Source organism: Pseudomonas sp. O230, assembly GCF_045447035.1.
In the GTDB taxonomy this organism is placed as follows: Bacteria; Pseudomonadota; Gammaproteobacteria; order Pseudomonadales; family Pseudomonadaceae; genus Aquipseudomonas.
Genome location: NZ_JBJGXN010000013.1, coordinates 141,671 through 165,955 on the forward strand (window position 1 = coordinate 141,671; position 24,285 = coordinate 165,955).

Below are 24,285 nucleotides of genomic sequence, written 5' to 3' on the forward strand. Positions count from 1 at the left end.
GCGTGCTGGATTCGAGCCGGCTTTTTGGCTGGTAGGGTGTCAGGGAAACCCTTAGATGCCAGCCGTGAATCATGACCCAGTGTTTCAAAGACCACCCCAGCGATCAGCAGCGCCTCAACCACAACAGCACCCCCGTGGCTGAATGTGAATGCAGAGAGGAGCTGCTTTACGGCACCAGGACGCTCATTACCGAAGTGCCAATCCTTACGTGCGACTGCCTATGGCGACACTACCAGCGCGAGGCGGAAGAGATTGTTGCACCCGGTGGGGTACTGATTGCCGACCCGGTAGAGCGCAACCGCGTGATCAACGCTGCCTACGCTCGCCTGTGGCTGCACGATTTAAGGTTTCAGTGGGCCGGGCTGGCGGCGTTTGCCTCCAAGCAGGTCGGCTGCGGGTTGCTGCATGCGGCGGACAGTATTGAACATATTCGTGATGAATATGAGTCGCTGCAGCGTGTGCGCGATAGCCGCCGCGAGTTCGGGCTGCTGACGCCCGACAAGATGTCCGAGCAGGCGGGTGAGCTGCGCGACTATAAAGAAGCGGATGCACGTAATCCGGTGCCCTCTGTGGATTTTCGTGCGACGGGGGACGACTTGTCGTTGGTGCAACAACAGTTCCGGCATGTGCACGACATGATGGCGCTGGGGAATACCACGCTGTTTCTGGATGTTTTTCCGTTGCATGAGTTTTATGCGAAACGTGGGTTCAGAGAGATGAAAAAGTGTCTGGAAGCCCGCAAGAGAATTTACGGGCATCCGAAGTTCCCGGTGTTGTGGCCGGTGGGGGAGGAAACGCTGGAATTCGGGCTGGATTACACCGAGATTTTTCTGGGTTTTGAGGCGATAGAAGACGGAGATATTGCTGGTAGTGTTAGGCATTTGGCGCGGCATGAGCAGAAGAATATCCTCCAGCCAACGATTTACCAGGACCGCCAACTGGTGGCTTTGCTGCGTGCCAATCACGCATCCTACGTCACGGGGTTTCCTTCAGGCGTTGCCCAAGCGATTGAGTTGACGCTTACCAGCCAATGTCAACGTGTCGAGGATGGGCGCACCATCGATTTTGGCGACAGCCCACTGGCGGACTTGTCCGATATTAAGCAGCGAATGGAATTCGTGCTTCAGGCCGCCGCGCGTTTTGATCAGATGCTCGGTGACCACAACCGTTATGCATTGGAGCAGTCGATCAACGAGATCGCAGCAAGCGGTAGTAGTCAATGACTCTTCGATCACATTGGTTTGGCTGGCGCTGCGGCGCCTATCTTCTTGTCCTGGCTGGCCTGACGTGGGCCGTCATACACCGCCTGACGCAACCTCTCTGGGATGAACCCGAAATCGTCGTGGAAATGGGGGGGACGTATGAAAACCTGCTCAGAAACTCTTCAGCTCCCTTTAGTCCGGAGATCCGTGACCGCATCTGGTTCGGCATTCCCATGACCGACGCACGATTGCGATTTGTTGATCCACAGTTCGGATTCACCACGCCGGCGGCGCGCTTTTTCACTGTCAATTTTGACGACTATGTCATTTCCGGTATCCGCATGTCCCCGCAGGTCGAACCGCTGCTAATCGATGATGCCCTCAACGTAGTTCTCGATCTGCAAGACCAATGGCGTGAAAAAGGTTGGGTGGCAAAGGGGCTACGAAACAATCCCACGATCGCCGATACCCCTGAGTGGCGTGAATGGCTTCGCGAAGGAATTCTTGCCGGACGGTCCTATTGGCTGGCGGGGGATAAGTACCAGGCCATGTTGATATTGGGACGTTTCGAGGATTATCGAAATCCTGCAGAAGAGCGCTACCTCATCACCCTTGCACTCGCCAAACCCTGGACGCCCTTCGACGAAATCGAAGACATGTACGACGAACCCAGTCACTTCCCCGCCCCGCAACCCAAATAAAAAAGGAGCCCCACCATGCCAACCCCCGCCTTCATGACCCTTCGCGGCGAGCGACAAGGCCTGATCAGCGCTGGTGCTTTTACCGAGGCTTCAGTCGGCAACGTTTACCAACTGGGTCGTGAAGACCGGATCATGATTCAAGCCCTGAACCACGGCATTTTCGTGCCGAATGGGTTGGGGAGCGGGCATCGGATGCACAAGCCGCTGATCATCACCAAGACCATCGACAAAGCGACACCGCTGATCATCAACGCTTTGTGTTCGGGAGAGTTGCTCAAAGAGTGCCGCGTAGAGTGGTATCGCACCTCGGCTCAGGGCACCCAAGAGCATTTCTACACAATGGAGCTGGAAGACGCGCTGATCATCGGCGCTGAAGTGCTGATGCCCCATTGCCAGGATCCCGGCACCGCGCACCTGACTCAACTGGAGAAAGTCCACTTCAGTTACCGGCGAATTAATTGGCGGCATGAAGTCAGCCGCACCATGGGTTCCGATGATTGGAACACCGAGGTGCAGCAATGAGGTTGGTCAATGACGTTCATCTGTCCGAACGGGAGCGCCAACATGCCTTGCCCCGTGAGCAAGCGCTGGGGCTTGTGCGCCAGGCGCTGCTGGATCGGCAGCCCATCGATGGAATGAACGAGCTGCGTATGGGGCTGCTGATCGATATAGACAGCGAGGTGCTTGACCAGATCGAGCGGGGAGAATGGCGATTGGTCAGGCCTGAAGCCGACTACGCTGACTGGAAAGTGCCTGATCGCACCTTTGATCCAAGGGTGATGGAACTGATGCAAAACCCGCCCGTCCAGCCTTCGAGGTCACCCAGAATCTTTCTCCTCGTAGGCAGCGCAACCGGTGAGCCGCTGCCGCAGCGTCACTACATCGCGACGGTGGATGGGGGCACTGCGCCGCGCAGTACCGACGGCGCAGGCATTGCGCATCTGTTTGTTTCGCCCGGGGTGCAGCAGATATCGATGGCGATCATCGGCGTTTAACCCAGGCGGCGCTTGAGTTCATGGGCGCACGGTTGTCACTGCTACCCGACGCAAATTTATCCGGATAACCCAACGACGGGTGCCGGGCAAAGGCACGTTGTTGTATGGTTGTGGTCGAACCGATGAACTCAAGTAATTGAAAGGATATCGCCATGCTGGACTGGAAGAACCGCGCGGGCAGCGCGCCTGAACGTGCCGCCGAACCGAAATCGGCCACCCGCAGTTACATTGGCGGCCTCTTGTTCAGCCGGGCGCTGGCCACACTGATTGGTCTTTATCTGCTGGTCGCGATTGCGCTGGGTTGGTATTGGAGCCAGGAGCCGGCGCTGTTCCCGGTCCAACAGAACGCCCAGCTGGCGGCCGAGAAAGAAGGCAAGCAGATGGTCATCGGCTACACCACGGTCGAAACCCTCAAGACCGTCGCCGGTACGTTGCTGAACAAGCCGGGTGGCTATATTTCCAACGACCGTTTCCCGCCGGGCCTGTGGATGGACAACACGCCGAGCTGGGAATACGGCGTGCTGGTCCAGGTCCGCGACTTGACGCGGGCGTTGCGCAAAGACTTCGCCCGTTCGCAATCGCAATCGGCCGAAGACTCCGATCTGGCCAAGGCCGAGCCGCGTTTCAACTTCGACAATAAAAGCTGGGTGCTGCCATCCAGCGAGTCCGAGTATCAGGAAGGCATCAACTCCCTGAGCCGCTATCAGGCACGCCTGTCCGATCCTTCGCAGAAAAACGCGCTGTTCTATGCCCGCGCTGACAACCTGAACAATTGGCTGGGCGATGTCGGCACCCGTTTGGGTTCGCTGTCGCAACGCCTGTCGGCCAGCGTTGGGCGGGTCAAGCTCAATACCGCGCTGAAGACTGAAGTGGTTGCGCCGGGTCAGGTGCCACAGGTGGACGAGGAGATCGTCGAAACCCCGTGGATGCAGATCGACAACGTGTTCTATGAAGCTCGCGGTCAGGCCTGGGCCTTGTCCCACTTGTTGCGCGCCATCGAAGTCGACTTCGCCGATGTGCTGGCGAAGAAGAACGCGACCGTCAGCGTGCGCCAGATCATTCGTGAGCTGGAAGCGTCGCAGGAACCGGTCTGGAGCCCGATGATCCTCAACGGTAGCGGCTTCGGCGTACTGGCCAACCACTCGCTGGTCATGGCCAATTACATTTCCCGGGCCAACGCTGCAGTGATCGATTTGCGTCAACTGCTCAATCAGGGCTGAGTCATGGTCGATAACGCCAAAGAGGCGGCACACCGCGCGGCTTCGGATGCCGAACAGATTGCCTGGGTCGACGAGCAGGACAACCTGCTCGGCGCGCTGGTCCGCTCGGACCTGCGTGAGCGCGGGCTGATCGGGCGCGGCACCTACATCATGCTGTTCAATTCGGCTGGCGAACTCTGCGTTCACCGGCGCACCCTGAGCAAAGCGATTTATCCCGGTTATTGGGACGTGGCGGCGGGGGGCATGGTGCTCGCCAGCGAAACCTACGCCGAATCGGCCGCCCGTGAGCTCGAAGAAGAGCTGGGCGTGGGCGGGGTGGAACTCACGGCCCACGATCACTTTTTCTTCGAAGACACCGGTAATCGTTTGTGGTGTTCGGCATTTTCGGCGGTGTGGGACGGGCCGTTGGTCCTGCAACCGGAAGAGGTGCTCGAAGCGCGCTTTTTGCCCATCGATCAAGTGCTTCGGGAAATCGACGAAAAGCCTTACTGCCCGGACTCTCTGGCCGCGTTGAAGCGCTATCTCCGGGCTCGTGGCGGCGGCGTCGCAAAAGAGGCATAAATTGGCGCCGATTGGCTCTTAGCAAGTCGGCTTTTTGCCGTTACACTGCGCGACCTTTTCAAGCTGAGCCGGCAAATCCTGGTTCAGTAGCGCTGCCCCTGCCTGAGTGGGGCTTCGCGGTCGATGGCACCTGCCCAGGTTGCCGCGACCAGTCTTTGTCCTCCCAAGAGGATTGCCGGTGGCCAAAAAAGCCGCATCCTTCGCCGCCCTTGGTGGCTTGGTATTTTCCACCGACGCAGGTCGTCATTGCCCGGATTGCAGTAAACCGGTGGACGCCTGTATCTGCAAACAGACCGTTATCCCGGCCGGCGACGGCATCGCTCGTGTGCGTCGCGAAAGCAAGGGCCGTGGCGGCAAGACGGTGACCACCATCACTGGCGTGCCGTTGGCTGAAGACGCGCTCAAGGACCTGGCCACCACGTTGAAGAAACGCTGTGGCACCGGTGGGGCGTTGAAAGACGGAATCATTGAGATCCAGGGCGATCATGTCGAGCTGTTGTTGGGTGAGCTGATCAAACTCGGTTTCAAGGCAAAGAAGTCCGGCGGCTAGCAGCCTCTGTGAAAACCACCCTCGGCTTGACCCGGTCCCGATTTCCTTCCGGTCCGGTGTCGCCCACATGGTTTTCACAGAGCCTGTTCTGACCGGTTTCTAAACTCACTGCGGTCAGCGAGGTCTATCCCCTCGTTGACGAACCGTCATTTTCATCCTTTAGACTGCGCCGGCCTGAACCCAGGCGACGCTCTATGACTTCTTTATAGGGGACTTCAATGTCCGTAAGACGCACACGCAAAGACGATGGCAGCCAATGGACAGTTGCGGACAGCCGCAGTGTTTACGGGATCCGCCATTGGGGGGCCGGATATTTCGCGATCAATGACGCCGGTCGCGTCGAAGTTCGTCCGAACGGTCCGACCAGTTCGCCTATCGACCTGTTCGAGCAAGTCGACCAGCTGCGCAAAAGCGGTTTGTCCTTGCCATTGCTGGTGCGGTTCCCGGATATCCTGCAAGACCGCGTGCGTCAGTTGACCGGTGCCTTCGATGCCAACATCGAACGCCTGGAATACCAGAGCAAGTACACCGCGCTGTACCCGATCAAGGTCAACCAGCAAGAAGCGGTGATCGAGAACATCATCGCCACCCAGGACGTGTCCATCGGCCTGGAAGCCGGCTCCAAGCCTGAGCTGCTGGCCGTGCTGGCCCTGGCGCCGAAGGGCGGCACCATCGTCTGCAACGGTTACAAGGACCGCGAGTTCATCCGCCTCGCGCTGATTGGCCAGAAGCTCGGCCACAACGTGTTCATCGTGATCGAGAAAGAATCCGAAGTCGGCCTGGTGATCGAAGAAGCCGCCTCGCTGAAGGTCAAGCCGCAGGTCGGTCTGCGCGTGCGTCTGTCGTCGCTGGCATCGTCCAAGTGGGCGGACACCGGTGGCGAGAAATCCAAGTTCGGTCTGTCGGCGGCGCAATTGCTGTCGGTGGTCGAGCGTTTCCGCGCGGCGGGCCTGGACCAGGGCATCCGTCTGTTGCACTTCCACATGGGCTCGCAGATCGCCAACCTGGCGGACTACCAGCACGGCTTCAAGGAAGCGATCCGTTACTACGGCGAATTGCGCAACCTTGGCTTGCCGGTGGATCACATCGACGTCGGTGGCGGTCTGGGCGTCGATTACGACGGCACGCACTCGCGTAACGCCAGCTCCATCAACTACGACATGGACGATTACGCCGGTGTCGTGGTTGGGATGCTCAAGGAGTTCTGCGACGCGCAGAGCCTGCCGCACCCGAACATTTTCTCCGAGAGCGGCCGTTCCCTGACCGCGCACCACGCCATGCTGGTGGTGCAAGTCACCGACGTTGAGAAACACAACGACGACGTGCCGCAGATCGAAAACAAGGAAGCGCTGCCGGAAACCGTGCAGTGGCTGGTTGACCTGCTCGGCCCGACCGACATCGAAATGGTCACCGAAACCTACTGGCGCGCTACCCACTACATGAGCGACGTGGCCACCCAGTACGCCGACGGCAAGCTGACCCTGGCCGAAAAAGCCCTGGCCGAGCAATGCTACTTTGCCGTGTGCCGTCGCCTGCACAACTCGTTGAAGGCGCGTCAGCGTTCTCACCGTCAGGTGCTCGACGAACTCAACGACAAACTGGCCGACAAATACATCTGCAACTTCTCGGTGTTCCAGAGTCTGCCGGACACCTGGGCCATCGGCCAGGTCCTGCCGATCCTGCCGCTGCACCGTCTCGACGAAGAGCCGCTGCGCCGCGCGGTGCTGCAAGACCTGACCTGCGACTCCGACGGCAAGATCAAGCAATACGTCGACGAGCAGAGCATCGAAACCAGCCTGCCAGTGCACGCACTGAACGAGGGCGAAGACTACCTGCTGGGGATCTTCCTGGTGGGCGCGTACCAGGAAATTCTGGGCGACATGCACAACCTGTTCGGTGACACCGACTCGGTGAACATCTACCAGAATGCCGACGGCAGCGTGTACCACGCGGGTATCGAAACCCACGACACCATCGAAGACATGCTGCGCTACGTGCATTTGTCGCCGGAAGAGCTGATGACCCACTACCGCGACAAGTGCGCCAGTGCGCGCATCACCGCCGCCGAACGCACGCAGTTCCTTGACGCCCTGCGCCTGGGCCTGACCCGTTCGTCTTACCTGTCTTCTTGAGGTAAGGCGCCGTTCTCGCCAGGTTGTCTGAAAATGTTCCGCACGCTGCGGAAATTTCAGATGACCTGGTGCGACGGTTCTCTATTTTTCAGCGAAACGTCCCACACTCCCGACTATCAAAGCCATATGGTCTTCTTTTCTCGTAGGCCATTTCCTAAGTTGTACTTCGGCACTCTACTCGGCCATGTCTCTCGGCGAGAATCCCCGGCCGCCCCTCCTGTAGAGAATCGCCGATGTTCGATCCAGTCAACGAACCTTCATTTCGTCTGGATGTAGCCGGTCTGCCCGACCCTTTCGAAGTCCTGGCCTTTACCGGTAAAGAAGCGATCAGCGAGCCCTTTGTGTTCGATGTGGATCTGCTGATCGATGACCCGACGCTCGACCTTGCAAGCTTGCTGTACCGTCCGGCCGTTTTGCAGGTCGGGCCTGAGGGCAGCGTTTTTCACGGGCAATTGCATGAACTGGTCCAGCGTGACCATGGCCCGGAGGTCAGGCTTTGCCACGTCCGACTGGGGCCGAAGCTGGCGTGCCTGTCCCAACGTTTCAGCCAGCGCATTTTCAGTGCGCTGTCGGTGCCTGAGATCCTCAGCCAGGTGCTCAAGGAACACGGCATTACCGGCAAGGATCGGCGCTTCGAATTGTCTGGCGCTTACCCGCCCCGTGATTTCTGTACGCAGTATCGGGAATCGGATCTGCAGTTTCTCCAGCGGCTGTGCGCCCAGGAACGCCTTCACTACCATTTCGAGCATCAGCCCGATGGGCACTGTGTGGTTTTTGGCGACGGTCACGGGCATTTTCGCCTCGGCGAAAACGTGGTGTTCGCGGTCGAGCAAGCTTCCCCTGCGGTGCGCCAGTTTCAGCGTCAGGCGGGGCAACGCACCGCGCAAAGTGCCGAAGGTTGCACGGATCTGCCGACGCTGCGCAGCGGTCAGTTGATGCCGTTGTCTGGCCATCCGCTCGGCGAGTGGAATCATCTGTGGTTGCTGACCCATGTCGACCACCAGGGCAGTCAGGATCCACTGGCCCCGTACAGCAACCAGATCCGCGCGATTCACTGGCAGTTGCCTTTCGTCTCGCCGCATTGCGCGGCGAAACCACGGATGCACAGCCTGCAACGGGCCTGGGTGGTTAATATCGATGAGCCACGGCCCGATCCCTCCAGACCGATTGCCGTGCAGTTTGACTGGCTCTATCAGGGCGAAGGCGCGACGCCCAGTCATTGCTGGCTGCCGCTGGCGGCTGAACTGCAAGGGCCGTCCGTCTCGCCGCTGAGCGAAGGGACCGAGGTGGTGGTGAGCTTTATCGAGGGCGATCCGGATCAGCCGCTGATTTGCGGGTTTCTTCACACGCCGTCGTCGATCGAGGCGGTTGAGGAGCCCAGCCCGCCTGAGGCCGGCTCACCCCATGACGGCTTGCTGGAGCTCCTGCGCTCGGGCGAGCCCTTGGTGCTGTTGTGTCTGTTGCCCGGCGGCGGCAGCTTCAGTCACTGCTCGCAGGCGCACTGTACCTGTCGGGCAGCGACGCTGTTTGGCCAGAGCGGTGCTGCATGATTGGCGCAACCCCGCAATGGCTGTTGCTGGACGTCCCGAGTGCGCCTCAAGCGAGCGCAGCACTGCAACAGGCGTTCTCGCAGGCCCAGTGGTTCTGGTTGTTCGAGGGCACCGAACTGCAGGCGTTGCGCGAAGACGGCCCGGCGCTGGTCGACCTTCGAACGTGCCCGGCGCTGGCCGAGTTGTGCTACAGCCAAACGCAGGCCTGGCGTGGCTTGCTGATCGTCAGCGAGGTGCCGTCATCGCAATTGCTGGAGCATTTACGCCGCATGCTCACCGTAAGTTGTGGGCTGCACCATCGGGCCTTGTTGAGTTATTACAACCCGAACACAGCCAGTTACTTTTTCGACGCCTGCGATGCCCGGGAGCTGAGTCGCTGGCTGGGTCCGATCAGCCAGTTGCACTGGTTCGGCGGGACGTGGGCCGATCGCGCGATTGGCAGTCAGGGCTGGCAGCACTTGCTCAATCCGGGGCTCGCCGTCAGCCCGTTGGCGGTCGAAGAAAGCCTCAGCCCCCGTCAGCGCGAAACCCTGCAAACCTGCCTGCTGGAACAGCATACCTGGCACTGGAGCCAATCCACCGGGACCGATTACAGCCGCCTGTGGTCCCATGTGCAGGAAGGGCTGGCGCTGGGTTTCAGCGAGCGGCCGGTACTCGATGGCTGGTTATGGCTACGCTTGCAGTACCCCCGCGCTTCGCTGGTGCCGCCGTTGTCGGGGCTGACCCAGCAGGAGCGCCTCGATAGCCTGCGCAAGCGGTGGCAGAACGATCAACCCTGAACACGAGGTTCTGCATTGATGGCAAGTACGCTGCGGCGAATGTTCAGCCTGGCAATCGGCGGGTATCTTCTGTTCGCGCTGACGGCGTGCTCGCCGCTGAAATTGCTCAATGCCCTGACCCCCGACGGGAGTTTCGACAAGACCGAGGGCATCGCCTACGGTGCTGATCCACGGCAAAAACTCGATGTGTATGTGCCGCGCCATCTCATGGCAAACGCCCCTGTGGTGGTGTTTTTCTATGGCGGCAGCTGGAACAGCGGTTCGCGCAGCGATTACGCGTTTGTCGGCGAGGCGTTGGCGTCTCGGGGGATTGTCGCGGTGCTGGCAGACTATCGGCTGTATCCGCAGGTGCGTTATCCGCTGTTCCTGGAGGATGGCGCACAGGCGGTTGCCTGGACACACGAACACATTCGGCAGTTTTCCGGGAATCCGCAGCGGTTGTACCTGATGGGCCACAGTTCCGGGGCGTACAACGCGGCGATGTTGGCGCTGGACCCCGGCCTGCTCGGCGCGGTGGGCCTGTCGCCGCACAATCTCAGCGGCTGGATCGGTCTGGCCGGACCGTATGATTTTTTGCCGATCAAGAATCCGCACGTACGCCCGGTGTTTTTCTGGCCGGATTCACCGCCGCAGTCGCAGCCGATCAATCACGTCAGTCCTGGCGCGCCGCCAGCCTTGTTGATGGCCGCGACGGACGATGATCTGGTCAACCCGACGCGCAACACCGGCGGGCTGGCACGCAAGCTGCGCGAGGCGGGCGTGCCGGTGCAGGACCTGTACTTTTCGCGTCCCGGCCATGCCACGCTGGTAGCGTCGCTGTCACGACCGATGCGCGGTCTGGCGCCGGTGCTGGAGCAGGTCGCCGCGTTCGTGAAGGCGACGCCGGGTCAGTGAGCCCGACCGCTGAACCAGCCGTCGTTGTTGCGCAAAAACCAGGCAATCACACCAAGGGTCAGGCTGCGCAGCACCATGAACAACAGGAAGGTTATCCACAGTCCGTGGTTGCCCAAACCTTGTAATGCCCAGCCAAACGGCAGCAGCAGAATCACGGTTAACAGCATGCCGTTGCGCATTTCCCGGGCGCGGGTTGCGCCAATGAACAGCCCGTCGAGCAAGTAGCTCCAGACCGCGATCAAGGGCAGGGTGGCGAGGTAGGGCAGGTAGATGAACGCCGTGTCGCGCACGCTCTGAATGTCGGTCTGCATCTCGATGAACAGGTTCCCTGCGAACAGGAACAGCACGGCAAACCCCACGCTCGCCAACAACGACCAGCCGCAGGCGACAACCAAAGAACGGCGCAGGGCATCCCGATCACGAGCGCCAATCGCGTGCCCGCACAGCGCTTCCACGGCGTGGGCCAAGCCATCGAGCGCGTGGGCCGTCAGCAGCAAACCATTGAGCAGCAAAGCGTTGGCGGCGACCGTGGCGTCACCCAGCCGCGCACCTTGCACGGTGATCAGGAAAAACACCGATTGCAGCAACAGGCTGCGAATGAAGATGTCGCGGTTGACGGCCAGGAGCGGTCGCCAACTCTGCCACAGCGCCAGCGCGGCCCAAGCGATGTGGCCGGGGTAGGCGCGCAGGGCCTTGCGGGTCATCAGCAGGCCGATCAGCGCACCGGTCCACTCGGCAATCACCGAGGCCCGGGCCGCACCGACCACGCCCCATTCCAGGCCGAGGACGAACCACAGGTTCAGCGCAATGTTGACCAGGTTGGTACTGAGCAAAATCGCCAGTGGCGCCCGGGCGTTTTGCGTGCCGAGGAACCAGCCGACCAGTGCATAACTGGCCAGCGCCGCGGGCAGGCCGAACAATCGCGTGTGGAAGAATTCGCGGGTCAACTGATCCAGTTCCGCCGAAGGTTGCATGAAGTGCAACGCGACACCGCTCAACGGAACACCCAGCGCACCCAAGACAATGGCCAGCCCCATGGCCAGCAACAGCCCCTGCAACAGGATCTGCCGCAACGCCGCGCCGTCCCCGCGTCCGGCGGCCTGGGCGGCAAACCCGGTGGAACCCATGCGCAGAAAGCCCATGGCCCAGGCGAGAAAGGTATACAGGCTGGCCCCGACCGCGACGGCGCCCAGTTGATGGGCGTGGGGCAAGTGGCCGATGACCGTGCTGTCGACCAGCGCCACCAGCGGCACGGAAATGTTCGAGAGGATCATGGGTGCGGCGAGCGCCCAGACCCGGCGATGGGTCGGACGGTCGCGCCAGTCGGCAATCAGGTTGGACATGCGGGCTCCTCGGGGAGCGGGCATTGTAGCGACAGGGAGGGGCGGGGCTAGTGGATTATCCAGCTCAACAACCACAACCCCAGCAGCAACCAGATGATCCCCATGATGATCGACGCATTCATGAATGCCCGGATCGCCGACCACAACAGCATCAGCCCGAGGATCAACGCGATGATGTTGATGATCGACGTATCCATGCCCAGCGCGCGGGACAATCCTTCGACGAAGTTGCCGCCGGCGTTGCTCAACAGATTGAACAGGCCACTGAGGGCGTCAATGATAAAGCGGATGACCGAACCGAGCGCCTGGCCGAGCCATTCGAAAAAACTTTCTACCTGCATGTCGTTAACGTCCTGATGTAAGTGGTTGAGCCTTGGGCCATTGAACGCGGTGGCGAGTTCCCTGCAAGCATAGTGGTTTTGCGGCGTGTGCCGCTTGCCTTCACGCATCATCCCCCCGAAGCTATACGCCTTCAGGAGAGCCCGATGAACCTTGTTGAACTGACCGAACGCCTGCACGCCATCCGTGACCGCAATGACTGGCGGCAATTTCACAGCCCGAAAAACCTGGCCATGGCCGCGAGCGTGGAAATGTCCGAGCTGGTGGAGATCTTCCAATGGCTGAGCGAAGACCAGTCGCGCCAATTGCCGGCGGACAAACTGGCCCATGCCGGGCAGGAAGTCGGCGACATCGTGCTCTATCTATTGCTGTTGTGCAGCGAGTTGGGGTTGGACATGAATGAAGTGGTGCGCAGCAAGCTCGCGGACAGTGAACGGAGGTTCAGCTGATGAGCGACCGTCATTTCGATCAACTGGCGACGCGCTTCGCCGAAAAGATCTACGGTGGCGCCAAAGGTGCGATCCGTCTGGCGGTGCTTCAGGCCGACCTGGCGGAAACCCTGCCGGACCGACCCTTGCGAGTACTCGACATCGGCGCTGGTCTGGGCCACATGTCGTTGTGGCTGGCCCAGCGCGGGCACGACGTGACACTGGCCGAACCCGCCGAGCCAATGCTCGAAGGCGCCCGCCAGCGTTTTGCCGAAGCCGGCCAGACGGCCACTTTTATTCAGGCGCCGTGGCAAGACCTGCTCGGTCAGCTCACCGAACCCTACGACCTGGTGCTGTGCCACGCGGTGCTGGAATGGCTGGCCGAACCCCACGCGATTCTGCCGGTGCTGCATCAACTGACGAAACAGGACGGCTGGTTGTCCCTGGCCTTCTACAACCGCGATGCGCTTATCTACCGCAACCTGCTCAAGGGCCACTTCCGCAAAATGCGCAAGAATGACATGGCCGGCGAAAAGCAGAGCCTGACGCCGCAACAGCCGCTTGATCCGCGTGAATTGGCGGCGCAACTTGAAGGCCTGTGGCAGGTCGAAACCCAGAGCGGGGTGCGGGTTTTCCACGATTACATGCCGGTCGAGTTCCAGGCCCGCGCCGAACTGGTGGATTTGCTGGAAATGGAACTGGCCCACCGGCGTCACCCAAGTTTTGCCGGGCTTGGGCGTTACTTGCACTGGATCTGTCGGCCGGTCTGATCGGAGCGCGAAATGAAAACTCGTTCAGGGTTACTGGTGATCTGTCTGGGGTTGGCTGCCTGCCAGAGCACCAATCCCTATGTGGCAAGTTCCAAACCCTTGCCGCCGGCGCCGCCCGAGGCCGCCAACACGTTCGACCGCAGCGCCTATCCGGCGGCGCCGCGTGACTACGGTCGCTACCGCAGCTGGGCCTGGCTCAATGGGCAACTGCCGCCGGGGTCGGCCTGGGCGGATTCGGCACAAGTCGCCGAAGCCGTGAGCAATGCCCTCGATCAGCGCGGCTTGCGCCCGCTGCACGACAATCGCCCGGCAGACCTGTTCGTCAGCGCCAATCTGCATCTGGAAACCCGCTTGCGGCAGGTTCAGGACGACTACGGCTCCTACGGCGGCGGGTATGGCGGTTACAACCGCTACGGCAGCGGTTATGGCATGTACAACACGGTGCCGATTGTTCGCACTTATTCGGAGCAGGTTGTGGTGGTGCGGGTGGACCTGTTCGATGCGCAAAGCGGTCAACCTGTCTGGAGTGCGAGCGCCGAAACCAGCAACAAAGGCAGCCAGAGTGCACGCGCCGATGCCATTCGGGAGGCTGTGGAAAAGGCCATGTCGGCGTATCCTCCCAGTTAGCTTCTGCAATCGAGAAGCGCTCCGCAGGTTCATGTCTTCAACCGGAGAATCATCATGTTCCGCCGTCTCGTTTTACTGGCCGTGGCCGCGCTCCTCAGTGCCTGCGCCGGCAACCAGGTCAATCATGACTTCGATGCCAGCCGCGATTTCGCCGCCTATCGCAGCTGGAGCTGGAAAGACCCCGCCCTGCAATATCGCCCCGATGACCCACGGATCAAGAGCGACCTGACCGAGCAACGCATTCGTCAGTCGGTGGCCGATCAACTGGATCAGCGTGGCCTGCGCCCGGCCGCTGCGGGCAAAAAGGGCGATGTGAGCGTGCAAACCTACCTGATCGTCGAAGACCGTCAGCAACAAGTGACGACCAACTACGGCGGCGGTTGGGGTGGCCCATGGAATGGCTACTGGGGCGGGCCGATGTACAACGAAACCCGCAACATCAGCTACAAGGTGGCGATCATCCAGATTGACCTGCTCGACGGCAAGGACGGCAAACTGGTGTGGCGCGGCAGTGACGAACAAATTCTCAGCCGCTCACCGAACCCTTCGGACCGCAGCACGGCGATACGCGAAACGGTCGGCCGGATACTTGCCAACTACCCACCCAGGTAAATCGGAACCCCGCTCCCACAGGTTTTTTTTGCTGGAATGGCGGGTTGCCAGCAGGCTCTCCCAGCCTTGTCTACACTGCTTTTCACCAATGGAGGTAGCGCTCGGCAGTGCGCCGGCAAAGGAGTGGCCATGTCTCCCCGCTTGCAGTTTCGCAGCCCGGTCCGACAACGGGGGGCGATCGGTTTGATGGCGGCGCTGACCCTGGCCATGGCCCTGGGATTCACGTTGCTGGTCATCGATAGCGGCCGGCTCTATCTGGAACAACGGAAATTGCAGCGGGTGGCGGATACCGCGGCACTCGAGGCCGTGACGCGCGATGGCAATTGCCTGTCCGGGCTCAGCGCTGCCAGTTACGCCACGCAAAGTGCGACACGTAACGGTTTTACCGTCAACGCCAACGGCACGCTGACGGTCAGTTGCGGCATCTTGCAGACCGGCGCGGACAACCTGCGCGCTTTCACCGTCGACTCGACAAAAAGCGCCGCCGTGCGCGTCATCGCCACCCAAGCCGTTGCCACCAGCGTGGCCGCCGGCATCGGCGCATTGCTGTCCGGCGGGCCCGTCGCGCTCACCACCCGGCTCAGTGCCACCGCCGTGGCGGCCGAGCCCAAGCTGACATTGGCGCAACTCAGCATTCGAAGCAGCCTCGTGGGCGCCGATACCTCCCGATCGAACCTGTTGAACCCATTGTTCTCGACTCTGTTGGGCGGCAACGTCAACCTCACGGCCGTGGGCTGGGACGGTTTGATCAAAACCGACGTCAACTTGCTGAAGTTCATGGATCGACTGGCGATAAAACTGGGCGTGGCGGCGGGTGACTACACCACGTTGTTGAATACGCAAGCCAGCGTGACCCAGTTCATCCAGGCCGCCGCCGACGTACTTCCCGCTAACGGCTCCACGGCGACCGTCAAGACCGCGCTGGGTAATCTGCAATTGGCGGCCACCAATGCCTCACCGATCAAGTTGGGTGACTTGCTCCAGCTGCAAACCGGCACACAAGCGGCCGGTCTCGACGCGACGGTGCAACTGTTCCAGTTGGTTCAAGGGTTTGTGCAACTGGCGAACAAGAACAGCGCGGTGGCCGCGGTATTGCCGGTGAATGTGCTGGGGCTGGCCGGCATGACCACCCGCATCAAGGTCATTCAGCCGCCGCAGTTTTCTGCGGTAGGGGACCCCGCGCTGGCGAAACTGGCACCGCTGGGTGCGAACAAAATATACGTGCGCACTGCACAAATCCGCATCCTTGTGTCGGTGGACCTGACGCTGATCAATAGCGTCCTGCAAACCGTCAATGCGCTGTTGCAGACGGTGATAGGCCTGATCAATACAGCTCTGGCGCCGGGCTGCATCCTGGGGAACTGCACCCAGACGGACCTGCTATTACTGCCCAATGGATTGAACCTCAACGTCGGTCTTGAAGCCGGTGTCGGCAGCAGCTACGTCACCAATTACTCCTGCGCCAGCCCTGCAAACAAAAGCCTCACCGCCACCACCAATATTTCTGCGGTGCAACTCAAGGTCGGCAAAATCGATCCGGTGATCTGGCTCTCCTCTTCTGCGGCGCCCAGCCTGTCGCCGTTGACCTTGGTGGATATCGGGTCGAAGACTTGCCACTTGCTCAGCTGCGGCGCGCGCACACCGTTCGGCGGCGGCGGTTCGGAACTCATGATCGACAGCCCCGTTGCCGGCACCAGCGAGCCCAATTACACCTTCGCCAATCCGCATGAGGTCAATGTGGCGCCAGCCCCTACGCACCCGGTGACGGTGTCGGGTGTCGTGGGCAGTTTGAAGGGGACGCTCACAGGGATCACGTTGATTCAACACCCTCCAACCATTGGCAGTCTGTTAGGCGCGCTGCTCAATACCTTGCTGTCGACCCTGGCCGACGTGACCCAGCTTTTGGTCACGGCCATCAGTGGCCTGATCGCGCCACTGATTGACCCGATCGTCGACAATCTGCTGCTCAACCTCGGGATTGACGTCAACAAGGTCGACGTGGGTTTTAACCTGACCTGCGGGCAAAAAGGCAAAGCCTATCTGGTGATCTGATCGTCCGCGACAATCGGCAGCTCGATACAGAACCGTGCGCCCTCGGCCGAGTTCCGTACGCTGAGTTTGCCGCCCATGTTCTCGACGATCCCATAGCTCACCGACAAGCCCAGCCCGGTACCGACGCCGACTGGCTTGGTGGTGAAAAACGGTTCGAAGATCCGCTCCAACAGGCGTGGATCGATCCCGCCGCCGTTGTCCTCGACCCACAGTCGAACCGACTGCGCATCCCGTTCGGCGTACAGCGAAATCCACGGTTTGAATTGTTGATCAGCCTCACGTTTGCCGAGTAGCGCATCCCGGGCGTTGACCATCAGGTTGATCAGGACCTGTTCCAGCTGATCGACATGACCGCGCACCAGAGCTTCGAAGCCGGTCTCGCTGACCCGCAACTCGACACCTTTGCCGCGCATGCCTTCGGCCAGCAACGACAGCGTGCCTTCGATGGCTTGAACCGGATTGAAAGGGTGCTGTTCGATCTCCGAGCGGCGGCCGAACACCCGCATGTGATCCACCACCCGCGCCGCTCGCTGGACCTGCGCATCGATGCGGTTGAGTTTGTCGGTCAGGTAATCAATCTGCACATCGCCGTTACTCAAGCGCTTGAGCACATTGACGATGGCCATGCGCATCACGTTCAGCGGCTGGTTGATCTCATGGGCCAGGCCGGTGGCCATTTCGCCGAGCGTGGCCATTTTCGCGCTCTGGGCAAGTTGCTGCTGCGAACGGCGGACTTCGGTGTTATCGCGGCCCACGGCCTGAACCTCAAGCAAGCGACCTTGCGCATCGAATACGCCGCGATCCGACCAGACCCACCAGGCGTGTTCCCGTCCCGGCAGCTGCAGGTTGATTTCCGCCGTGCTGACCGGAAACTCCGGACTCAGTTGGCCCAGTCGGTGCAGAAACGCTTCCTGTTGTTCCGCCGACATCCAGCTGCCCAGGTTCACGCCTGGCAGTTGCTCGGGCTGGCATTCCAGATACGTTGCCAACGGGCGATTGCCGAAGGTCAGGGTCAGGTCCGGCCGATAACGGCAGATCATCGCCGGGGAATCCTCGACCAGAATCCGATAGCGCTCTTCGCTTTGTTTGACTTGCTCGGCGGCCAGGGTTGCGTCGGTCACGTCCAGCCATAACCCGACGGCTTCGACCGGCAGGCCAAGGTCGTCGCGTAACAGCTTGGCTTCGTCGAGCAACCAGTGGTAGTCGCCGCGACTGTCACGCAGCCGGTAGCGCGCACGGACTGACCCTTCGCGAAGCAGTTGCCGAGAGCGTTCGAAATAGCGGTCGCGGTCCTCGGGATGAACCCGTTCTACCAGCGCTACAGCTGCGCAATCTGCGAGGGTCCACCCCAGCAAAGGCAACAGGCTGTCGCTGAAAAAGCTCGGTTGCAGCGCGCCTTCTGCATAGCGCTGCACATAGATCACCGCCGGTGAACTGGCGATCAGGTTGTCCAGTCGGGCATGGGCTGCCGCCGCCTGCTGCTCCTGATTCTTGATGTCGCTGATGTCGAGCATGAAGCCCACCAGCCGCCGGTTTTTGCCGATGCCCAAGGCTTGGCCCTGCAGGCGATACCAGATCGGCGTGTCGCGGTGATGCAGGCGCACACAGAGCAGCAAAGGCGTGTCCTCATCCTGCAAGTCTTGCAGGCGACTGCGCAGTTCTTCGCGGTCGGCGGGATGGATCTGCTCAAGCCAGTCAGGCAGGGGCAGGCGTGTGCCGGGCAGGTCGAGGGTGCTGGCCAGCGATGGCGCCAATTGCACCTCGGCACGGTCGCTGAAGACTTCCCACCAACCGGTGCCCAGCAGGGATTGTAACGAGTCCAGCCGCTCCAGTTGCACATGGTGCTGATGCTCGCGCAAGCGCTCCAGCAACGGGCCGGCGAGTGCCGCGGCGAGCTGCAACCAGTCGCGGACGCCGACGTCGGGTGCTCGCTGCTGCACCGGGTAAAACCCGCACAGCAACCACGCGACCACGCCTTGCGCATCGTGATAGGGCACTGCAAACCCTTCAGCATTGCCGAAAGTGGCTTGCAGGCGCGGGTGCTCGCCGAGGGCAAGAGGCTGCGGGGCGGAACCGTTCAAACTGTCGAGCCCGGTGCCCAGGCGCTGACCGTTTTGCCACAGTTGTGGGGCGTCGAAGCCCGCGTAGTGCTGGTGGATCTGCCAACCGTCTTCGTGCTCATCCAGCAACGCCAGGGCGATGCAGGGGATGTGATAACGCTGCGCCAGACTCTGCAATTGCTCCGCCAACACCTCGGGCAGACGGGCCAGGCTGCAAAGGCGCAACTGGTCGCCGATCTGCGTCGCGAGCCATTGGGATTGTTCGCGGCTGCGCGATTGCTGGCGTTCGTGCAACAGGTCGCCGATGTCCAGCAACTGCAGCAACCACGCGTCAGCCCACGGCTGCACCCAGCCACGCAGGTGCAGGGGTTGCCCGCTGAGGCTGTAAAAGTCCAGATCCAGCGGTTGCCCTTGCCAATCGGCCGGTGTGCCTTCAACGGCGAGGCAGCTGTGGGGCAGGAGAAAATCCATCAGGTGCGGCGCCCGCGCGGCGGTCAGTTGCTGGGCCAGCCCATGCCGCAGCGGACCGGTCAGATAAAGCACCCGGCCTTCGGCATCCAGATGCATCTGTAAACCGACATCCGGCACGCTCAAGCCGCCCGGAGCGTCCTGGGTCGGTGGCGGTCGGCGGTTGAGCAGGCGCCCGAACAGTCTGTCCCCGGAACTCAAAATTGCAGGCTCGAACTGGCGGTGAGCGTGGCCGGCAGATTGGGTACCGAACCGATCCCCGGCAGGGTCAGAAACGGGATGACTTGCCTGAGTTTGCTGGTGGGGTAGTTGATGGAGACCTTCAATACCCCGCCTGCGTAAGTGGTGGTGGTATCGGTGGCGACGTTGAAGTTCAGCGCCGCCGGAATCCAGGCCAGTTGCCGGCTCAGTTCAGCCGTGGCAACGGTCTTTATTACGGTGTCGTAACCGGGGGTGTTCGGGTCGAGCGCGACGCTTTGGCGCACGGCTTCGGCGGTCGACTGGTTGAACGATTGCATGAGCAACAGCGGCAGGCTGTACGTGACGATGCCGTAGAAAACAGCGAAAAACATGACGAACACCAGGGCGAATTCAATCGCGATGGCACCTTTTTGCTGGTGGGGGAGGTTGGTTTTCATGAGTGCGTCTACCCTGACAATCACTGCGTAATGTCAGCATAGAATCATTCAGCCAAAACGGACGTTTTTTACCGAATGCAGAGTTTTTTCCTACTGATGTGGCTGATCCTATGCGCCGCGCAGGATATCCGGCAGCGGCACATCGCCAATCACCTGACCCTGGGTGCAAGCGTGGTGGCACTGGTGTTTATGGGGTGGACCGGCCGCACCTGGCTCGGGGCCGAAGCCGTGCAGGGCGGCTGGGCTTTTCTGTTGGCGCTGGCCTTCACGTTGCCCGGCTATGCGGCGCGGCGCCTGGGCGCAGGCGATGTGAAACTGATGACAGCATTGGCTCTTGCGACGGACGGTAGGCTTGTACTTGGCACATTTATTGGCGCCGGATTGGCCAGTGTGTGTTGGCTGCTGCTGGCGCCAAGAGTCTGGCTTCATATGAGTCAAGGCCTTAGGAATCATCTTCGATATCTAGGGCCCGGAACGTCAAATAAGCAGCCATTTGCACCGTTCGTGCTGCTCGGTTTTTTGCTCTCCCTCGCCTGGATCCACTAGTCACCTGTTCTATGTACATAGTCAAAAAGTACGTCTACTTTCAAATCAGTAGTTGTACAGCCCGTGGCTGTCGGTATAGGAACAGCCAGCCTTTGGTTTTGCAGGGAGTTGTGTGTGAACAAGCCTACCTCCGCGGTGAAAGTCCTTGTGGTTGATGATCAACCTTTGATTGTTGAAGAGCTTTGCGAGTTTCTTGAAAGTAGCGGTTACCGTTGCGTGCCATGTGAGTCCAGCGCACAGGCGGTCGAGCGGTTCACTGAAGACGCGGACATCGGCCTGGTGCTTTGCGATTTGCACATGCCCGGCCTGGACGGCATCCAGTTGGTCCAGGAGCTGCAGCGGCTGTCCGGCAAGCATCGAGCGTTCGAAGCGATCATGCTCACCGGGCGCGCGGACAAGCAGGATGTGATCAAGGCTTTGCGTGCCGGGATTGCCGATTACTATCAGAAGCCGATTGACCTGGATGAGTTGCTCGAGGGCATTGCGCGACAGGAGGTGGCGTTGCAGGAGCGGCAGAAGAATTTGCAGCTGGGGCATTTGAATCAGAAGTTGCAGTATCTTTCCGAGTCGATCGATGACCTGTATCAGGATCTGGACAAGGTTCGGCGTCGTCCGCAGTTATCGGATTCTTCTGATAGCGATGTCAGTGATCTGGATCGGATTGAGATCCCGGCGGTTTTCAATCAACTGTCGCCCAGGCAGTTGGATGTGGCGCGTTTGGTGGGCAAGGGACAGACCAACTATCAGATTGCCTGTGAGCTGGGGATTACCGAGAACACGGTGAAGCTTTACGTGTCGCAGGTGTTGCGGTTGACGCACATGCATAATCGGACGCAGCTGGCGTTGGCGTTGTCGCCCAGCAATTCGGGTTTGCGCCAGAGGGTTACGGCTCACTAGCGCTGTGCGCCGTCTCAATGCATGGGCTTGTCAGCGAAGGCATCCAGAATCCCAAATCTTTCGCTGGCAAGCTGTTGCCTGCATGATCGGGACTTTCGCATCCATCGCGCCACTTAGGCTCGTTAAGGGGGCTGTTATCCCCCCGATCCACTGTCAACCTTCCCGCCCTCATCCTGATCGAAGAACTGTGGGATCTCATGCTCATAACTCTTCAGCCAGCGCTGCATGCTCAACTCGCGCTCCGTCGCGGTTGAGGTTTGCTGTTTGGTGGATGCAGCCTTGTTGCGGCTTTGCAGTTGCAGCCAGCCTTCGGTTTCCTGTTGTTGCGGCGACGCGGGGCCAGCGTCGATTGCGTGCGCAGCGATAGGCAGGGTCAGCAGGCCGAGGCAGCAGATCAGTGTCATTTTCATGACGTCTCCCTATTAAAGGTTCGGGGCCGTGACGGCGGCGACCTGGTTGGCATTGGTCGGGACTGTTTTGCCCGGGGCCTTGAGTTTTTCCGCGCGGGCCTGGGCTTCGGTGACTTGGGCGGGGCTCAGGCCGAGGCGGCTGACCAGTTGGGCGGCGCGGCTCCAATCGTCCTGGTAGATCAGCAACGTCACCATATTCAACGCCGCCAGTTGATCGCTTTGCTTGAGTTCCATCGCCGTCAGAAACTCGAAGCGCGCATCCTCGACGCGCAATTGATTGAGGTACACCACGCCGAGGTCGTTGCGGATTTTTTCGTCGGTGGGTGCCAGCCGCGCAGCCCGTTGCAAGTGGGCTTGAGCCTGACCGTTATCGCCCTTCGTGGCGGCGAGTTGGCCCAGGCCGTGTTCGGCTTCGGCAGCGAGGCAACTGCCGAGCAGGCTGCGGTACAACGGCTCGGCTTCGCTGCGGCCCAACAGTCGGTAGACCTTGGCCTTGCGCAGGCGGACGTCGGCGAGGTTGTCGGGCAGGCTTTGCAGGTTGGCCAGGCTGGCGTGCAGTTTGCCGTCGTTGGCCATGTCGTCGGCCAGGTTCATCGACAGCTGCTCATCGGAACTCAGCTTGCCGCAACTGGTGGTGTTGGTCAGGGCGCTCCAGGGCGTCTGGCCGTTGCTCGCACAACCGCTCAACAGCAGCAGACTCAAACCGGCAATCATGGCTTTCATCAGGTTCCCTCTAGGAAGCAAAGGCCCGGGCCAGGGCGGTAAAGCCGGGGCCGGCCAGCACAATCAACAACGCCGGGAAGAGAAACAGCATCATCACGACGGACATTTTGGCGGACATCTTCGATATGTATTCCTGCAAGCGCGTCAGGCGCCGGTCATCGAGCAACTGTTTGAGGGCCTGCAGGGATTTCATCGCGCCGCCGCCCTGGTGGATCAACTGCTGAAGGATCACGCAGGTGTCGGTGAACTCTTCCACCGCCAGCAGCCGGGCGGCCTTGTTCAGTTCGTCGCCCAGCTCCAGGCCGGAATCGACACGGGCCAGCACCAGGCGCAGTTCATGGGTCAGCGCCGGCAGCAACTGTTTGCCTTCGTTGCTCAGGACGCGCAGCGACTGCTCCACTGCCATGCCCGATTCGAACAGGATGCGCAGCAGCGCAATGAAGGTGGAAATCTCGATGGCCAGTTGTTTTTGTCGACGTTTGGCGGCCGCAGCCAGCAGGCGTTTGGGCAGCAGGTAGCCGATGCCGGTGGCGAAGGCAGGGGCGATCCAGTGGTTTTCCACAGGCGGGAAGAACAGGCTTTGGACCAGCAAGCTCAAGGCCAGTGCGAGCACCGGCACGCCCACCTGGAACGCCGCGAACAACGAGCGTCGCCGGGTGCTGCGCCAGCCCAGACGGTTGAGCAGGATCTGGGTTTCATTGTCCAGATTGACCGAGCGCTGGCCGATGCGGCTGCTGCCCAAGGCTTGCAGCCAATGCCCGACGCGGTTGTCGCTCGGCGATTTGCCGTCCAGCCTTTGAGACACCTGTCGGACCTGCCGCTGCTGCTTCAGCAATCCACTAATGAGCAGGAGCCCGGCGGCCAAAAACAGCAGCGCGCTGATCAGCAAGGGGATCTTCATACGCTGCGCAACATGCGCCAGAGCGCAAGGCTGCCCACCAACTGCAGGCCGAACGCCGTCGCGAGCATGATTCGCCCGGAATGGTCGTGCCACATGGCAAGCAAGTAGTGAGGATTGGCCATCAGGAAATAGCCGGCCAGGCCAATAGGCAAACAGCCCAGTACCCACGCTGTGACGCGGGTTTCACCGGTCATGGCGCTGAGTTGGCGCGCAGCCTGTTCGCGTTCGCGGATCATCTTGATCAGGTTCTCCAGCAGCTCGCTGGCGTTGCCGCCGTAGCGATGGTTGACCTTCAAGCCGAGGGCAAACAAATGCAGTTCGTCTCTTTCATACAACTTGGCGAGGTCAGAAGCGGCGTCCGGCAAACTGACCCCCAATTGCACGTTGCGCTGCACCCGGCCCATGGCCTGTTTCAGCGGATGTTCCGCGGTCTCGATGGCGCCCAGCACCGCATCCGCCAGGGTTCGCCCGGACTTCAGGCTGCGTACCGCGTGATCGAGTAGCTGCGGCAGTTGTTCGATCATGCGTTTGAGCCGGCGCTGATAACGCCAACTGACATACAGCCGCACCGCCAGGGGCGGCACCAGTAACAACAGCAGGGCGCCGATCCAGCTGCCGACGGCAAAACCGAGCAGGATGCCAAACACCCAGAGTGTCAGCCACAGGCCGATGCGCTCGGTGGGGCGGCCGAGTCCGGCGCGCAAAAACGCCCGTTCCAGGCCGGCCCATGAGGATTTCTCGATCACTCGCTGCGGCTGCTCATGGGCCAGTCGATCAAGGACCCGATCGGTCCCGGACTGGCGAAGGCCGCGATAGAACAAGCGCACCGACCACCCGAACAAACCCAGGCAAACGAGGATCAGCAACAGCGGTTTGAGCATGCCGTG

General features: G+C 60.8%; 26 protein-coding genes. 18 read left to right on the plus strand and 8 right to left on the minus strand.

Annotated features, from left to right (window positions below):
- The first annotated feature begins 71 nt into the window (after positions 1-71).
- From ACI77H_RS26745 to ACI77H_RS26795, 11 genes are all read left to right on the plus strand, one after another.
- Entirely contained in the window at positions 72-1,223 is a 1,152-nt protein-coding gene (locus tag ACI77H_RS26745) for a DUF2515 family protein (protein ID WP_407014695.1), read from the plus strand.
- Positions 1,220-1,903, plus strand: a complete 684-nt coding sequence (locus ACI77H_RS26750) for a hypothetical protein (protein WP_407014697.1) — start codon at positions 1,220-1,222, stop codon at positions 1,901-1,903. Before ACI77H_RS26745 ends, ACI77H_RS26750 begins: the two co-directional genes overlap by 4 nt.
- Before the next feature lie 15 nt (positions 1,904-1,918).
- Entirely contained in the window at positions 1,919-2,425 is a 507-nt protein-coding gene (locus tag ACI77H_RS26755; RefSeq protein ID WP_407014698.1) for an Hcp family type VI secretion system effector, read from the plus strand.
- Complete coding sequence (locus tag ACI77H_RS26760) at positions 2,422-2,898, plus strand: hypothetical protein (RefSeq protein ID WP_407014699.1); 477 nt, start codon at positions 2,422-2,424, stop codon at positions 2,896-2,898. Before ACI77H_RS26755 ends, ACI77H_RS26760 begins: the two co-directional genes overlap by 4 nt.
- A 152-nt stretch (positions 2,899-3,050) precedes the next feature.
- Positions 3,051-4,118: a DUF2333 family protein gene (locus tag ACI77H_RS26765; RefSeq protein WP_407014700.1), complete on the plus strand. Its 1,068-nt coding sequence runs from the start codon at positions 3,051-3,053 to the stop codon at positions 4,116-4,118.
- Positions 4,119-4,121: 3 nt separating this feature from the next.
- Complete coding sequence (locus ACI77H_RS26770; RefSeq protein WP_407014701.1) at positions 4,122-4,679, plus strand: NUDIX hydrolase; 558 nt, start codon at positions 4,122-4,124, stop codon at positions 4,677-4,679.
- 178 nt (positions 4,680-4,857) lie between these two features.
- Positions 4,858-5,229, plus strand: a complete 372-nt coding sequence (locus ACI77H_RS26775) for a translation initiation factor Sui1 (RefSeq protein ID WP_008031278.1) — start codon at positions 4,858-4,860, stop codon at positions 5,227-5,229.
- A 218-nt stretch (positions 5,230-5,447) separates the two neighbouring features.
- On the plus strand, positions 5,448-7,361 hold the full coding sequence (gene speA, locus ACI77H_RS26780; RefSeq protein ID WP_407014703.1) for an arginine decarboxylase: 1,914 nt from the start codon (positions 5,448-5,450) through the stop codon (positions 7,359-7,361).
- A gap of 233 nt (positions 7,362-7,594) precedes the next feature.
- On the plus strand, positions 7,595-8,911 hold the full coding sequence (locus ACI77H_RS26785; protein ID WP_407014704.1) for a contractile injection system protein, VgrG/Pvc8 family: 1,317 nt from the start codon (positions 7,595-7,597) through the stop codon (positions 8,909-8,911).
- On the plus strand, positions 8,908-9,690 hold the full coding sequence (locus ACI77H_RS26790; RefSeq protein ID WP_407014705.1) for a DUF4123 domain-containing protein: 783 nt from the start codon (positions 8,908-8,910) through the stop codon (positions 9,688-9,690). The genes ACI77H_RS26785 and ACI77H_RS26790 overlap by 4 nt, the downstream gene beginning before the upstream one ends.
- Before the next feature lie 18 nt (positions 9,691-9,708).
- Positions 9,709-10,584: an alpha/beta hydrolase gene (locus ACI77H_RS26795; protein WP_407014706.1), complete on the plus strand. Its 876-nt coding sequence runs from the start codon at positions 9,709-9,711 to the stop codon at positions 10,582-10,584.
- Here the strand turns inward: ACI77H_RS26795 and ACI77H_RS26800 are convergent.
- A complete protein-coding gene (locus tag ACI77H_RS26800; RefSeq protein ID WP_407014708.1) occupies positions 10,578-11,927 on the minus strand; it encodes an MATE family efflux transporter in 1,350 nt (449 codons plus the stop codon). The two genes, ACI77H_RS26795 and ACI77H_RS26800, sit on opposite strands and share 7 nt — an antisense overlap.
- A 47-nt stretch (positions 11,928-11,974) precedes the next feature.
- A complete protein-coding gene (locus ACI77H_RS26805; RefSeq protein ID WP_150634530.1) occupies positions 11,975-12,268 on the minus strand; it encodes a hypothetical protein in 294 nt (97 codons plus the stop codon).
- Positions 12,269-12,412: 144 nt separating this feature from the next.
- On the opposite strand from ACI77H_RS26805, the gene ACI77H_RS26810 reads away from it, so the two are divergent.
- The 5 genes from ACI77H_RS26810 to ACI77H_RS26830 all read left to right on the plus strand — a co-directional run bounded on the left by ACI77H_RS26810 (position 12,413) and on the right by ACI77H_RS26830 (position 16,755).
- The gene (locus ACI77H_RS26810) at positions 12,413-12,715 is read left to right on the plus strand and encodes a MazG-like family protein (RefSeq protein WP_017336358.1); all 303 of its coding nucleotides are present in this window, start codon (positions 12,413-12,415) and stop codon (positions 12,713-12,715) included.
- Positions 12,715-13,464 (plus strand): methyltransferase domain-containing protein, encoded by a 750-nt coding sequence (locus ACI77H_RS26815; RefSeq protein ID WP_253435857.1) that lies wholly within the window; start codon positions 12,715-12,717, stop codon positions 13,462-13,464. The genes ACI77H_RS26810 and ACI77H_RS26815 overlap by 1 nt, the downstream gene beginning before the upstream one ends.
- Before the next feature lie 12 nt (positions 13,465-13,476).
- Entirely contained in the window at positions 13,477-14,091 is a 615-nt protein-coding gene (locus ACI77H_RS26820) for a DUF4136 domain-containing protein (RefSeq protein WP_407014710.1), read from the plus strand.
- Positions 14,092-14,145: 54 nt separating this feature from the next.
- The gene (locus ACI77H_RS26825; protein WP_407014712.1) at positions 14,146-14,703 is read left to right on the plus strand and encodes a DUF4136 domain-containing protein; all 558 of its coding nucleotides are present in this window, start codon (positions 14,146-14,148) and stop codon (positions 14,701-14,703) included.
- A gap of 129 nt (positions 14,704-14,832) precedes the next feature.
- On the plus strand, positions 14,833-16,755 hold the full coding sequence (locus ACI77H_RS26830; protein WP_407014713.1) for a pilus assembly protein TadG-related protein: 1,923 nt from the start codon (positions 14,833-14,835) through the stop codon (positions 16,753-16,755).
- Here the strand turns inward: ACI77H_RS26830 and ACI77H_RS26835 are convergent.
- A complete protein-coding gene (locus ACI77H_RS26835; RefSeq protein WP_407014714.1) occupies positions 16,740-19,484 on the minus strand; it encodes an ATP-binding protein in 2,745 nt (914 codons plus the stop codon). The two genes, ACI77H_RS26830 and ACI77H_RS26835, sit on opposite strands and share 16 nt — an antisense overlap.
- Positions 19,481-19,921, minus strand: a complete 441-nt coding sequence (locus tag ACI77H_RS26840; RefSeq protein WP_407014715.1) for a TadE/TadG family type IV pilus assembly protein — start codon at positions 19,919-19,921, stop codon at positions 19,481-19,483. Before ACI77H_RS26840 ends, ACI77H_RS26835 begins: the two co-directional genes overlap by 4 nt.
- A gap of 75 nt (positions 19,922-19,996) precedes the next feature.
- On the opposite strand from ACI77H_RS26840, the gene ACI77H_RS26845 reads away from it, so the two are divergent.
- Together ACI77H_RS26845 and ACI77H_RS26850 are read left to right on the plus strand one after the other, a co-directional pair.
- Positions 19,997-20,467: a prepilin peptidase gene (locus tag ACI77H_RS26845; RefSeq protein WP_407014716.1), complete on the plus strand. Its 471-nt coding sequence runs from the start codon at positions 19,997-19,999 to the stop codon at positions 20,465-20,467.
- Positions 20,468-20,581: 114 nt separating this feature from the next.
- Positions 20,582-21,364: a response regulator transcription factor gene (locus tag ACI77H_RS26850; RefSeq protein WP_407014717.1), complete on the plus strand. Its 783-nt coding sequence runs from the start codon at positions 20,582-20,584 to the stop codon at positions 21,362-21,364.
- 134 nt (positions 21,365-21,498) lie between these two features.
- On the opposite strand, the gene ACI77H_RS26855 is transcribed toward ACI77H_RS26850, so the two are convergent.
- From ACI77H_RS26855 to ACI77H_RS26870, 4 genes are read right to left on the minus strand one after another with little or no spacing between them, the layout of a single operon-like run.
- Positions 21,499-21,774 carry a DUF3613 domain-containing protein gene (locus tag ACI77H_RS26855; RefSeq protein WP_407014718.1) on the minus strand — a complete coding sequence of 92 codons (276 nt, stop codon included), beginning with the start codon at positions 21,772-21,774 and terminating at the stop codon, positions 21,499-21,501.
- Positions 21,775-21,786: 12 nt separating this feature from the next.
- A complete protein-coding gene (locus tag ACI77H_RS26860; RefSeq protein ID WP_407014719.1) occupies positions 21,787-22,497 on the minus strand; it encodes a hypothetical protein in 711 nt (236 codons plus the stop codon).
- 10 nt (positions 22,498-22,507) lie between these two features.
- Positions 22,508-23,398, minus strand: coding sequence for a type II secretion system F family protein (locus ACI77H_RS26865; protein ID WP_407014720.1), 891 nt, complete (start codon positions 23,396-23,398; stop codon positions 22,508-22,510).
- Positions 23,395-24,279: a type II secretion system F family protein gene (locus ACI77H_RS26870; RefSeq protein ID WP_407014721.1), complete on the minus strand. Its 885-nt coding sequence runs from the start codon at positions 24,277-24,279 to the stop codon at positions 23,395-23,397. The genes ACI77H_RS26865 and ACI77H_RS26870 overlap by 4 nt, the downstream gene beginning before the upstream one ends.
- Positions 24,280-24,285 lie beyond the last annotated feature (6 nt).